Genomic DNA, 13899 nt, shown 5'->3' with positions numbered 1-13899 from the left:
ATTATTATAATAAAGCATCGACATAATCTAGCATCGATGCTTTTCTATCATTCATACCTTATTAACTTTCCTGATTTTTTATTTAAATTTTAACAGTAACAATATTGTGGGCACTGATGGTTATGACACAACGCATCGCCGTACTAGGCGCAACAGGCTCGATTGGCGATAGCACGCTAGCAATTTTGGCGGCGCAACCGCTTAATTATCAAGTCTATGCGCTATCAGGCTATCACCGCTTAGACAAATTGTTTGCGCTTTGCCAGCAGTTTTTGCCCAAGCGTGTCAGCGTGCCGACAGCTGCAGTCGATGATTTTGCTGAGCGTCTTAGCGCAGCAGGTCTTGATATCGATGTGGTAGGCGGGGCAGCAGGACTGGTCGATATTGCTACTGATACGCAAACCGATACCGTTGTCGCTGCTATTGTTGGCGCAGCTGGTCTGCCTTCTACCTTAGCCGCCGCACGGGCAGGTAAGCGTATTTTACTGGCAAATAAAGAAGCGCTGGTAATGGCCGGTCAGGTAATGATTAATGCCGTTAAAATGCACAATGCTACCTTGCTACCGCTCGATTCTGAGCATAATGCGATTTTTCAGTGTTTGCCGCTCGCTATTCAACAAGACAACACTCAAATTCATCAGCCAAACCATGGTGTTCGTAAGCTATGGTTAACCGCATCAGGCGGGCCATTTTTGCAGCAGTCATTTGCCCAGATGCAGCAAGCCAGCGTCGCTGAAGCGGTCAAACACCCCAACTGGTCGATGGGCCAAAAGATATCGGTCGACTCAGCAACGATGATGAATAAGGGGCTTGAGTTGATAGAGGCTTGTCATTTATTTGATCTACCAGAAAATAAGATAAATGTCGTCATTCATCCACAAAGTATCATCCACTCAATGGTAGAATATAGCGATGGCAGCTTTTTAGCGCAGCTCGGCAGCCCAGATATGAAAACCCCGATTGCCCATGCGCTCAGTTACCCTGATCGTATCGAGAGCGGCTCACAGCCTTTAGACTTGTTTGCGTTAAGTGCTCTAGAGTTTATTCAGCCTGATTTGCAGAAGTTTGCGTGCTTGCGTCTTGCCCGTCAAGCTATGCAAGCAGGCACACAGGCAACGATTGTACTCAATGCTGCTAATGAGATTGCCGTCGCTGCATTTTTGGACGGTCAGATTCGTTTGACGGATATTGCCGATATTAATGAGCAAGCCTTAGATGATATACAGGTACCACCATTAAGCGACACGGCTGACATAGAAGATATATTAACAATTGATAAGATAGCGCGCCATCTTACTGACAAACTTGTGGCAAAGTTGGCATAATCGTAGCAAGAGTTTCTTAGGGTCTGTTGAACATTCAAATATTAGGACTGCTGATTGCTAAAATCGTCCCAAACCTTTTATCAAATCAGGCGTAAACCGACGATAATGTCGAGACCTTAGCTAGGTTTACAACAACGTTTGGGGTGATTTTAGCATCAGCCTTTCAGGGCAGGACTATTTTTTGCCAATACATGGCGAAATTATCTACCCTAGAACGACTAGGCGTCAAAAATTTCACTGCGTATTGTCTAAAAAATAGACGCTGCCAGTACCACATTTGAATGTTCAACAGACCCTAGTTTAAAAACGATATTAATAGAAGATGCTAAGAGAAAACACTGAGAAAAGATCATGACGTTTTTATTAACGCTGCTTGCGGCAATATTTGTCTTAGGTCCGCTTATTGCCTTACACGAATGGGGTCATTATATTGTCGCAAGGCTCTGCGGCGTCAAGGTGCTGACATACTCTATCGGCTTTGGCCCCAAGCTTTTTGGCTGGACGAGCAAAAAGAGCGGTATTGATTATCGTATCTCAGCGCTGCCGTTGGGTGGTTATGTCAAGATGCTGGATGAGCGTGAAGGCGCGGTAGCCAAAGATGAGCTACATTTGGCCTTTAATCGTCAACATCCACTAAAAAAGATTGCCATCGTTGCCGCTGGCCCTATCATGAACTTTGTTATCGCGATTGCGTTGTTTTGGGTGTTATTTATGACGCCATCAGAGCAGTTGGCGACGAAGATTGGTGAAGTATTACCCGATACACCAGCGGCTATGGCGCAGTTACCCGTTGGTGATAAAATCGTCGCGATTGACGGCCATGAGGTACAAACGTGGGAAGGTATCAATTATCGCCTTGCTGGACGAATGGGCGAGACTGATAATGTCAGCATTACCTTGCAATCAGAGTCACAGGCTTCCAATACAACGAAAACTTATCAAGCACCTGTCCAAGCATTTATGCAAGGCGCATCGCAAGGTAAAGACGCGCTAACCAGCTTTGGCATGCTACCATGGCAGCCGCAGATTGAACCAATCGTTAGCGATTTGAGTGCTGATGGTGCTGCCAGTCGTCAAGGTCTGCAAGTTGGTGATCTCATTACGGCTATCAATGATACAGAAATCAAAGATTGGATCAGTGTCACCCGTATCATCCGTGACAATCCTGAGACTTTGCTTAATTTCACCGTATTGCGTGAGGGTAAACCCGTACAGCTTCAGATTATGCCGCAAGGTAAAAAAGACAATCTAGGTAATGACTTTGGACAGATTGGTGCTATGGTGGCGCAGTCTGAGATTGTCATTCCCGATGCCTATAAAACCACCATCGTATATGGCCCGGGTGAGTCATTGGTTAAGTCGTTTGAAAAGACGGAACAATTGGCAGTGATGACGGTTAGCTCAATGGGCAAGATGCTCTCAGGTATGATTGGTCTAGACAATTTATCAGGGCCGATTACGATTGCTAAAGTCGCCAAACAAAGCTTTGATATCAGTTGGCAGATGGTATTGTCCACCGCGGCTTTGATTAGCCTGAGCCTCGCCGTACTCAATCTTTTACCGATTCCAGTGTTAGATGGTGGTCATATTGTGTATTATCTCATAGAGCTGATACGCGGTAAGCCTCTGTCGGAAGGGGTACAAATGGTAGGGCTAAATATCGGCTTACTCTTGCTGGCAGGTTTCATGGTGTTAGCAATTGGTAATGATATCAGTCGGCTGTTTTGATGAATCGCAGGGCAACCTAAAGGGTAAGCCGCGATACACTAATGGTTTTGCGCGTATCGTGCGCTGATTCTTGGTAGGCGTGCTGCGCTCTTTTGTATCGCTGTCTCTGTACTAATCGTAATTTTTAGTTTATTTTATGATGCGTTTTATATAAAGTGTCCTGAGTCTCCCGCGAGTGAGTGAATCACTTTACTCGAATTGGGCTAGACAACATGCGCTTTTTAACTTAACTTAAGCAAGTTTTTTATTGACGGATAGTGTTTATGCGTACGCCTTTATTTATGAGCGCGGCTGGGTTGCCGTTAGTTGTAGCGATGATGAGTATGCCAGTACAGGCTGCAGAATTTGTGGTCACTGACATCGGTTTCAATGGTCTACAACGACTAACTCCTGATAGTCTCTATCCGGTTCTACCTATTTCGGTAGGTGATACGGTAAGTGACAGTAATCTGGCAGCCAGTATTAAGGCGCTATATGCGACTGATAACTTTGCCGATATCCAAAGCCGTGTCGAAGGCGGTCAGCTACGATTTGACGTCGTCGAGCGGCCAATTATTGCTGAGGTCAATTTTGAAGGCAATAAGCTCATTCCAAAAGAAGGTCTGGAGCAAGGGCTTGGCAACGCTGGTCTGTCAGTCGGTGATGTGCTTAAGCAAGCAACATTGCAAGGCGTCGCCAACGAGCTGCAGCAGCAGTATATTAGCCAAGGATATTACAACAGTAATATCGAAGTTGATCAGACGCTGCTAGATGGCAACCGCGTCAAGCTTGACGTGCGCTTTATCGAAGGTAAGCCGGCCAAAGTTGTCGATATCAATGTCATTGGTAACACGCACTTTAGTGATGAAGAGATTAAAGACGTTTTTGCTGTCAAAGAATCGTCATGGACGCGTTTGCTGTCTAAGTCTGACCGCTACGCTAAAGAAAAGCTGGCCGCCAGCTTAGAGAATTTAAAAGCCTTATATCAAAATGATGGTTATGTGCGTTTTAACGTTGACAATGCAGTCCTTAATATCAGTGAAGACAAGCGCAGCGTCTTTATCGAAGTCAGCTTGAGTGAAGGCGAGCAATATCAGTTTGGGGAAGTGAATTTCCTAGGCAAGCCGACATTTGAGACCAATGAGCTTAAAGAACTGGTTACTTTTGCACCCAATGAAAAATATTCACAAGCCAAGCTTGATGCAACGACTGCCTCTTTAAAGAGCCGTTATGGTAACGAAGGTTACTATTTAGCACAAATTCGACCGGTACCACGTATCAATGACGAGACGAGAATGGTCGATGTCGATTATTATATCGATCCAGCACGCCCTATCTACGTACGCCGTATCAACTTCACGGGTAACACCAAAACTCAGGATGTCGTGCTGCGTCGTGAAATGCGTCAGTTAGAAGGCGCGCTTGCCTCTAGCGAAAAAATTCAGTTGTCACGTACGCGTCTGATGCGTACCGGCTTCTTTAAAGCAGTCAATGTCGATGTCAAGCCAGTACCCAATCAGCCAGATCAAATGGATGTGAATTTTACGGTTGAAGAGCAGCCTTCTGGTAGCTCAACGATTGCCGCCGGTTACTCACAGAGTGGCGGTGTCACGTTCCAGTTAGACTTGACGCAAAATAACTTCATGGGTACCGGTAACCGTGTTAAAGCAGCGCTATCGCGTTCAGAAACCCGCGACTCTTATAGCTTAGGTTATACCGATCCGTACTTTACGGAAAATGGTGTTTCGCAGGGTCTAAGTGGTTATTATCGTGAGACCAAATTCGATGATAGAAACGTTAGTAAGTATGTCACCGATTCTTATGGTGCCACGCTTAACTATAGCTATCCTGTCGATGAAACCAAGCGTGTCAGTGCTGGCTTAAACGTTGATAATACCTCAGTACGTGGCGGTCGTTTCCTAGGCGTGTCAAACGTCCAGCAAATCATCGACGATGGCGGCACGTATGAAAACTTCGTCAATAACGAAGGGGCTGACTCGGGTCGTACTGGCTTCAAAAATGACTATCAAACCTATAACTTGCTATTTGGCTGGGATTACAGCACGCTAGATCGTCCCGTATTCCCGACTAAAGGGATGAGTCATACGGTCGATGCAACGATTGGTCTAGGTGATACCAGCTACCAGAAGCTTATCTATCGCGGCAACATATATTATCCTATCTATAAAGATGTAATAGCACGCGGTTATACCAAACTCGGTTATGGTAATGATTTGCCATTCTACGAGAACTTCTATGCTGGTGGTTATGGTTCGGTGCGTGGTTATGAGGCATCGACATTGGGTCCTAAGTCGCAAGGCTATTTTGATGCGATCAATGATGACAGACGCTTTAGAGATGAAGAAATTGGTGGTAATGCTTTAGTCAGCTTCGGTAGTGAATTGATTTTACCAGTACCATTTAAGGGTGACTGGGCAGATCAAGTACGTCCAGTACTGTTCGCCGAAGGTGGTCAGGTATTTGACACTACGGATAAAGAAGATCGTACCTTTATCAACCCTAATAACGGGACTGATACCGGCGTGCCATTATTGACGCAAGATAATAGCTTACGCTTTAGTGCGGGTGCAGGTATAACGTGGTACACACCAATCGGTCCAATTTCACTGAGTTATGCGGTACCGATTGGTGACAAAGAAGGTGATCAGACTGAGAAGGTACAGTTCCAGATTGGTAGTACGTTCTAAAGAGCTTAGTATGCTCTAAGTTAGTTAGTGCCTCTTAAGTTGCTAGCACTTTTTGGATGGATTGTATTAAATTAATACCATCAATCAAAAGCCAGATCTTCACAGGTCGTTGAGTTGATATTTCAACTTGACGACTCTTTTATTCATACTAATGTTAATGCCAACTATGATAACGATTGAGCAACTTATCACGCGGATTGAGCAGCGTCAGCCTATTATTAATAAGGCAGAACTGAGCGATACACAGTTAAAGCTAACACTTAATAGTATTGGTAGTTTAACCACTGCTAACGATGCGCAATTAAGCTTTTTGGCAGATCCTCATTACCTCTCTAGCCTGACTAACAGTCAGGCAGCCGCTGTGTTGGTCACCGCTAAATATCGTGACCAAGTACCGGCCACTTCTATAGCATTGGTAGTGGCAGCACCTTATTTGGCTTATGCTAGTGCCAGTCAGGTATTCGCTCGTCAAATCCTAGGTAGTGGCATCCATCCTAGTGCAGTCATTGCTGACAGTGCGCTCATTGGTGAACAGGTCAATATTGGTCCATTTTGTGTTATCGGTGATAATGTAAGTATTGGCGATCGCAGTTGTCTGGATGCTCATGTAGTAATCGAAGCAAATACTAATATTGGGCGTGATTGTGTTATCAAATCACAAGTGGTCATCGGGCATGATTGTGTCATCGGTAATCATGTGAGACTACATGCAGGAGTGAGTGTGGGTGCGGAAGGTTTTGGTTTTGCTCCCACCAGCAATCCTAGCATCACAGGCTGGGAACGCATTGCGCAACTCGGTCGCGTCATCATTGGTGATCATGTACGCATTGGTAGCCAAACCTGTATCGATCGCGGCGCCATTGATGACACAGTGATTGGCAATAATGTTATTATTGATAATCTTGTACAAGTCGCTCATAACGTGCACATCGGTGATGGCACGGCAATCGCTGCCCAAACAGCAATCGCAGGTAGCACAAGTATTGGTAAACGCTGTATCATCGGCGGCGCAGTCGGTATCACTGGCCATATCAATATCACCGATGATGTGACATTATCCGGAATGACCATGGTGACCAAATCTATCAAGATCGCTGGGTCATATTCTTCTGGAACAGCGGCAATGCCGACTGCTAAATGGCGCCGTGCCGCTGTGCGCTTTCGTCAGCTTGGTAATGACTAGCGCTCATACAAGTTCAGCAGTAATAAATTTTTAAATATGGCTTTTTAAATATAGCAAGGAAGCGTCATTATGAGCAGCACCCATATCGATATACCAACGGATGAAGACATTAAAAGCTTGGCAGAGCAAGGTCTCACGTTGCCGTTAACTTATCATACGCTTAAGCATTATTTGCCGCATCGTTATCCTTTTATGTTGGTAGATAAGATTATTGCCTGCCAGCCTGGCGAATGCATTACCGGTATCAAAAACGTGACCATTAATGAAGAGTTTTTTAATGGTCATTTTCCGGATGAGCCGATTATGCCAGGGGTATTGATGGTAGAATGTATGGCGCAAGTTTCAGGTGTATTGGGCTTTATTAGCGCGGGATTGACCGCCGAAGATGGTTATTTATATCTGTTTGCAGGGGTGGATAAGGTTCGTTTTAAACGTCGCGTCATTCCTGGCGATCAGCTTATTATCCGGGCCAAAACAGTTATGCAAAAGCGTGGTATCTATAAGTTTGATTGTACGGTTCATGTCGAAAATGAGCTTGCAGCGAGTGCTCAGGTAATGATTGCCCGTCAAGAGCAGTAGCTTATCGTTATTATTTCGAGATAACCACTGGCTAAACTGCGTAAAGATTGCCGCCCATGTTGTTAATAGCAAAACTCACTTATAATCTGAACGGGTATTGGCTTAATTTATAACGCTACATTAGTGGTATTTGTTTTACTATTTACTTGCATCAGATGATACAAAGGTCCAAATTATGAGTCAGATCCATCCAACAGCACTCATCTCACCGTCCGCTCAGATTGATGAGACTGCTATCATTGGTCCTTATTGTATTGTCGGTGACGAAGTAAAGATTGGTGCACATACCACGCTGCATCGCCATGTCGTCGTGGCAAAACTGACGCGTATTGGCAGCCATAATCAATTTTATCAGTTTGCTAGCATTGGTGAGGATCCACAGGATTTAAAGTATGCTGGTGAGCGTACTTGGCTTGAAATTGGCGATCATAATACCATTCGTGAGGCTTGTAGTTTGCATCGTGGTACTGCGCAGGATGGTGAGCTTACCAAAATTGGTAGTCACAACTTGCTGATGGTAAATACGCATGTGGCTCACGACTGTGTGATTGGCGATCACAATGTATTGGCCAATAACGTCGGCGTAGCTGGTCATGTAACCATTGGCGATCATACGATAATTGGTGGTAACTCAGGTATTCATCAGTTTTGTACCGTTGATGACTATAGCTTGGTCGGTGGTGCCAGTTTGATTTTGAAGGATGTGGCCGCTTTTACCATGGTATCAGGCAATCCAGCAAAGGCACATGGTCTCAATGTCGAAGGAATGCGCCGAAAAGACTGGTCTAAGCACACGATTGATACCTTGCGCCAAGCGTATCGTACGATTTTTAGATCCGGGTTAACGACCGCTCAAGCGCTTGAAGTCTTAAAGCAAGAGCTATTGCCAAAAGAGCCAAAGATTCAATTGCTCATTGATTCCCTACAAAAAAGCCGTCGCGGCGTCGTTCGCTAACCAAACGCGAGCTATTGTAGAGATAGCAATTTGTGGTGTTTTAATCTCGAATAGTCGATATACCAAACTGTTGTTAATTAGCGTCAAACTGTCAAAAAGCCATAACCAATTGTTATGGCTTTTTATGTTTATGACTACTTGACTTTTTTGGTCGCTTAGCAGAAACTGAGCGTTTACGATATTGTAAACAATTCTTTCATAATGTTGCTAGGCGCGTCACATTGAGGCGTTAATTAAGTAGCCTGTTATATCAGCAGCTAATTATAATAATCACGGATGATTATAAGCAGCATTAATTGAAGCATGAGGACGGCAAAATGGCTATCAATAAACAAGAACATGCGCAGTGGAGCTCAAGTTTTGGCTTCGTACTGGCGGCAGTAGGCTCGGCAGTTGGTTTAGGAAACATATGGAAGTTCCCATATATGGTTGGTGAAAGCGGTGGTTCAGCTTTCGTTATTGCGTATTTATTCTGTATCGCGCTGGTTGGTTTTCCAATATTAGTCGCAGAATGGTTGGTCGGTCGCCGTGGGCAAAAAAACCCTATTAATACTTTCGCTGATGTCGCCGCAAGCGAAGGCAAGTCACGCAGTTGGGGTATTGTTGGTGCCACTGGTATTTTAGGCGGCTTTTTGATTCTATCTTTTTATAGTGTGATTGGTGGCTGGGCGCTGAATTATATTACTAAAGTCGCAAGCGGTAGCTTCGCTGGTCAAGACAGCGATTCTGTTGCTGCAACCTTTGATGCGATGCTCGCCTCAGCTGGTACGCTGACTGTTTGGCATACCGTATTTATGGCGCTGACTGCTTTAATCGTTGGAATTGGTGTCACCAAAGGTATTGAAGGAACTGCTAAGATTTTGATGCCATTGTTGGGCTTGATTTTGTTCATCATGGTTGGTTATAACGTGATCAATGGTGGCTTTGGTGAGGCAGTGGCTTACTTGTTCACACCAGATCTTAGCAAGCTCACCGCTGACGTTATGCTCGCAGCCTTGGGCCATGCTTTCTTCACCCTGTCCATTGGTATGGGTATTATGGTGGCTTATGGCTCTTATTTGGGCCGCGAAGTAAACTTGCTCAAAACAGCACGAACCGTGGTTATTTTGGATACAGTCATTGCACTAGCTGCAGGTCTGGCTATCTTCCCAATTATCTTTAGTCATGGTCTCGATCCGGCTTCAGGTCCTGGCCTTATTTTTGTCAGTTTACCGATTGCTTTTGGTAGTATGGGCGCAGGCACAATTCTTGGAACCTTATTCTTCTTATTGATTACCTTCGCTGCTATTACTTCATCTGTCTCTTTACTTGAACCGACGGTTGAGTTCTTGGAAGAGCGGACATCGATGAATCGTATGATGGCCACAGTCGTTGCTAGTACGGTGATTTGGCTACTGGGTGTTGCGGCATTGTTATCGTTTAATCTATGGTCTGAATTTACCATTATGGGTAATGGTATCTTTGATGCTTTAGATAAGCTTACCAGTAAATTCCTATTACCGCTGACAGGTCTTGCGGGTATTATTTTCGTTGGCTGGAAAATGGATCAGCGTACGATTCAACAGGAGCTGGGTCTATCTAATGGAATGTGGCAGCTTTGGCAAATCGTTGCTAAGTTCGTCGCGCCAATCGCCGTTATCGTGGTCTTTATTACTACGTTAATGGGCTAGGATTTATACGAATTCAAAGTATTTAAATCACTAGCTTTAAAGATGATAAGCAACAAAAAGGGCTTAAGATAATTCTTAAGCCCTTTCTGTATGTATAGTCAGTGAAAAGTAGTATCGAACCATCACGAATTGCTGATATCCGTTTTTCTTGCTTGCTGTGCTTATGCAGACCCTAGCAATACCATTGCGTTTTTAGGATATTTTGACTATATAACTGTTCCAAAAATACGATTAGCGTAAGTTTAGCTCAGGAACCGTTTGTCCACGCTTGCTATAGAATCCGATGACGAACTCATCGAAGGCGTCTTGTTCGATAGCATCTCTAATACCTTGCATCAGACGTTGGTAATAACGCAAGTTATGAATAGTCGCCAACTGCGCACCTAGCATCTCTTTACATTTATTAAGATGGTATAAATAAGCACGGCTAAAGTTTTGACAAGTATAGCAGTCGCACTCTGGGTCTAATGTGCCTTCATCATTGCGATATTGGCTGTTACGGATACGGACGACACCTGCATTGTCTAAGTCGCCTGTCACGAAGTAATGACCGTTACGCGCGTTACGAGTCGGCATGACGCAGTCAAACATATCTACGCCGCGACGGACTGCTTCGACGATATCTTCAGGCTTGCCCACGCCCATTAGGTAGCGCGGCTTGTCTGCTGGCATGGCGTCTGGGATATAATCTAAGACATCCATCATCTCGTCCTTTGGCTCACCAACAGACAGACCACCGATGGCATAACCATCAAAGCCGATATCGAGCAAGCCTTCGAGTGATTGCTGACGCAAATCGGCATACATACTGCCTTGGATGATGCCAAATAGGGCATTGGTGCTGCCTAGCCTATTATGCTCATCAACGCAGCGCTGTCCCCAACGTAGTGAGAGCTCTAACGATTTTTTGGCTTCATCATGGGTGGCTGGGTAGGGCGTGCATTCATCGAATTGCATGACGATGTCTGAGTTCAAGCTATATTGAATCTGCATCGATTTTTCTGGCGAGAGAAACACTTTCGCGCCATCGATAGGGGATTTGAAGTCGACCCCTTCTTCGGTGATTTTACGCATCGCACCCAAACTAAATACTTGGAAGCCGCCTGAATCGGTCAAGATAGGCTTATCCCAATGCATAAATTTATGCAAGCCGCCGAACTTATCGATGACTTCAGTGCCCGGGCGTAACCATAAGTGGAAGGTATTGCCTAGCACGATATCAGCGCCAATGGCTTCGATATCACGTGGTAGCATACCTTTGACCGTACCATAAGTACCGACAGGCATAAACGCTGGCGTTTGCACATCGCCATGATTGAGGTGAACCGTACCACGGCGGGCACGCGTTGTGCCGCTGGCTGTTTTATGTAAGACAAATTGCATATGATAACCGCTATTTACACTATGAAAATGGCGCTAATTATAGCATTGTTAGCGATTTTTTTGGACATCGATGTTTGCGGGTCATTAATATATAGTCAGTGAAAAGTAATATCGAGACATCACGCACTGCTGATATCTATTTTTTTTGCTTGCTGTGCCTGCGCAGACAGAGGCGACAAAAAATTAATATCAGCAATAGCGTAGATTTTTTTAGGATATTTTGACTCTATATCCATTGGTACGTGTGTTACGACAACAACCAAAAGACACAGACAGTGTCGTTCAGTGCTTGTTAAAGTAAAGAATAAATATTAAAACCACTAAACATTGCTGATGAATGGCGGATAAAGAACATGATCGAAGCAACTTATTTTTTACCTAATCGCTCGCTATTTAGTAGCTCATTGTTCAGTAGCCTATTACTAATATCAGGAGCAGCTATGGCGACCGAAGAGCCTACCTATACCGTTTTGACAAAAACGAAGAGTTTTGAATTGCGTCATTATGATGCCCAGTTGGTGGCACAGACTTGGGTAATGGGTGATCAAGATGCTGCCAGTCGTGCAGGATTTAAGATTTTAGCAGATTATATTTTTGGCAATAATACTGCCCCAACTGGTGGCAGTCGTAAGATTAGCATGACAGCGCCTGTTACGATGCAGCCTAATAACAAAAAGAGTGATGGTGATTCGCAGAAAATTGCTATGACGGCACCAGTGAGTATGCAACAAGCCGATGGCAAATGGCGCGTACAATTTACGATGCCAAGCCAATATACGCTGCAAACGTTGCCCAAACCCAATAATCCAAATATTGAGATTAAAAAAGTACCGGCACAGACTTATGGCGTTATTAAATTCTCCGGATTGGCAGGCAGCAAAAAAGTAGCAGAAAAAACCGATGAGCTGCAGACGTGGATGCAATCCCAAAATTTAAAAGTTACTGGCGTGCCGGAACTTGCCCGCTATAATCCGCCATGGACGTTACCTTTTATGCGTCGCAATGAAGTGATGATTGCTTATCAGCCAAAATGATCCTTTATCATCAAAAATGACGCCAAAAAAAGACAGCAAGCGCTGTCTTTTTTTGAGCTTAAATTTCAGGAAATAAATTTTAGCTTTTTTGCTCACGAATGATATTTAGCATACGGCGTAATGGTTCGGCCGCACCCCATAACAGTTGGTCACCGACGGTAAACGCACCTAGGTATTCTGGCCCCATATTCAGCTTACGCAAGCGACCCAAAGCTACTGTCAAAGTACCTGTCACTGCCACTGGCGTTAAGCGGTTCATAGCGGCTTCTTTATCGTCTTCAACCAAGTCTAACCACTCATTGCCACTGTTTTTTAGTGTCGCCTCGATTTCCTCTAATGGGATATCTTTCTTAAGCTTAATGGTTAAGCCTTGCGCATGACAGCGCATGGCGCCCACACGGACACACATACCGTCGATAGCAATTTTATCTGCTTCAGAGTTACCAAGGATTTTATTGGTTTCGACGCCGCCTTTCCACTCTTCTTTTGACTGTTTGTTTTCTAGCTGTGCGTCGATATAGGGGATTAGACTACCAGCCAATGGCACACCAAAGTATTGCTTAGGAAAGTCATCTGAGCGTTGAGTTTGGGCGATTTTTTTATCAATCTCAAGGATAGCGCTAGCAGGATCAGCCAACTCATCTTTGACCGCATCGTGTAGTACACCCATGCCGTTGATGAGCTCGCGCATGTTGTTGGCGCCAGAGCCACTCGCTGCTTGATAAGTCATCGCGCTGACCCATTCTACCCAGCCTCTATTAAACAACTCGCCGATGGCCATCAGCATAAGTGATACTGTACAGTTGCCGCCGATAAAGTCTTTTTGACCGTTGGCTAGGGCGCTATCAATAACGCTGCGATTGACCGGATCAAGAACGATGATGCTGTCATCTTCCATACGCAGAGTGCTTGCCGCATCAATCCAATAGCCGCTCCAACTGCTGGCACGCAATGGTTGATGGACTTTTGAAGTGTAGTCGCCACCTTGGCAGGTGATAATCACATCACAAGCAGCGAGTGCATCAATATCATGAGCGTCTTTTAGTTGGCTGGTCTGAATACCATCGAAACTTGGCGCATCACCACCCGCGTTACTGGTTGAAAAAAATACCGGCGTGATACCGTCAAAATCTTTTTCTTCCTGCATACGTTGTATCAACACTGAGCCAACCATACCGCGCCAGCCTACCAAACCTACTGTTAAATCACTCATGAAATCTAATCCTATTTTACCATTATTTATTGCATCGCCAGCCGATAACAATGCCGTGAATAGCCCTAAAAAGCAAGGCGTTTTCGCAGATTTTGACTGTTTTTCATACACTAATAACTATGCCCACTATAACTTTACGTTA

10 protein-coding genes are annotated in these 13899 nt (G+C 44.7%); 8 read left to right on the top strand and 2 right to left on the bottom strand.

Features of this window, described 5'->3' with window-relative positions:
* Window positions 1-116 precede the first annotated feature (116 nt).
* The 7 genes from ispC (at window position 117) to W293_RS0100205 (ending at window position 10127) form a co-directional block, all read left to right on the top strand.
* Complete coding sequence (gene ispC, locus W293_RS0100235; protein ID WP_025650529.1) at window positions 117-1325, top strand: 1-deoxy-D-xylulose-5-phosphate reductoisomerase; 1209 nt, start codon at window positions 117-119, stop codon at window positions 1323-1325.
* Window positions 1326-1676: 351 nt separating this feature from the next.
* On the top strand, window positions 1677-3053 hold the full coding sequence (rseP, locus tag W293_RS0100230) for an RIP metalloprotease RseP (RefSeq protein WP_025650528.1): 1377 nt from the start codon (window positions 1677-1679) through the stop codon (window positions 3051-3053).
* Window positions 3054-3316: 263 nt separating this feature from the next.
* The gene (gene bamA, locus W293_RS0100225; RefSeq protein ID WP_025650527.1) at window positions 3317-5740 is read left to right on the top strand and encodes an outer membrane protein assembly factor BamA; all 2424 of its coding nucleotides are present in this window, start codon (window positions 3317-3319) and stop codon (window positions 5738-5740) included.
* Between the two features lie 166 nt (window positions 5741-5906).
* Window positions 5907-6923, top strand: coding sequence for a UDP-3-O-(3-hydroxymyristoyl)glucosamine N-acyltransferase (gene lpxD, locus W293_RS0100220; RefSeq protein WP_025650525.1), 1017 nt, complete (start codon window positions 5907-5909; stop codon window positions 6921-6923).
* Between the two features lie 69 nt (window positions 6924-6992).
* Window positions 6993-7502, top strand: coding sequence for a 3-hydroxyacyl-ACP dehydratase FabZ (gene fabZ / locus W293_RS0100215; protein WP_025650524.1), 510 nt, complete (start codon window positions 6993-6995; stop codon window positions 7500-7502).
* Window positions 7503-7677: 175 nt separating this feature from the next.
* On the top strand, window positions 7678-8457 hold the full coding sequence (lpxA, locus tag W293_RS0100210) for an acyl-ACP--UDP-N-acetylglucosamine O-acyltransferase (RefSeq protein ID WP_025650523.1): 780 nt from the start codon (window positions 7678-7680) through the stop codon (window positions 8455-8457).
* A 317-nt stretch (window positions 8458-8774) separates the two neighbouring features.
* Window positions 8775-10127 (top strand): sodium-dependent transporter, encoded by a 1353-nt coding sequence (locus tag W293_RS0100205; protein WP_025650522.1) that lies wholly within the window; start codon window positions 8775-8777, stop codon window positions 10125-10127.
* A 231-nt stretch (window positions 10128-10358) separates the two neighbouring features.
* On the opposite strand, the gene tgt is transcribed toward W293_RS0100205, so the two are convergent.
* A complete protein-coding gene (gene tgt / locus W293_RS0100200; RefSeq protein WP_025650521.1) occupies window positions 10359-11510 on the bottom strand; it encodes a tRNA guanosine(34) transglycosylase Tgt in 1152 nt (383 codons plus the stop codon).
* A 440-nt stretch (window positions 11511-11950) separates the two neighbouring features.
* Here tgt and W293_RS0100190 point away from each other — a divergent pair, with 440 nt between their 5' ends.
* The gene (locus tag W293_RS0100190; protein ID WP_025650520.1) at window positions 11951-12544 is read left to right on the top strand and encodes an SOUL family heme-binding protein; all 594 of its coding nucleotides are present in this window, start codon (window positions 11951-11953) and stop codon (window positions 12542-12544) included.
* Window positions 12545-12623: 79 nt separating this feature from the next.
* Here the strand turns inward: W293_RS0100190 and asd are convergent, their stop codons facing one another.
* On the bottom strand, window positions 12624-13757 hold the full coding sequence (gene asd, locus W293_RS0100185) for an aspartate-semialdehyde dehydrogenase (protein WP_025650519.1): 1134 nt from the start codon (window positions 13755-13757) through the stop codon (window positions 12624-12626).
* Window positions 13758-13899: the final 142 nt, after the last annotated feature.

This window comes from Psychrobacter sp. TB67, assembly GCF_000511065.1.
GTDB lineage: Bacteria > Pseudomonadota > Gammaproteobacteria > Pseudomonadales > Moraxellaceae > Psychrobacter > Psychrobacter okhotskensis.
Note: the sequence above shows the minus strand (reverse complement) of the source record. Positions and strands in the feature narration are given on the sequence as shown.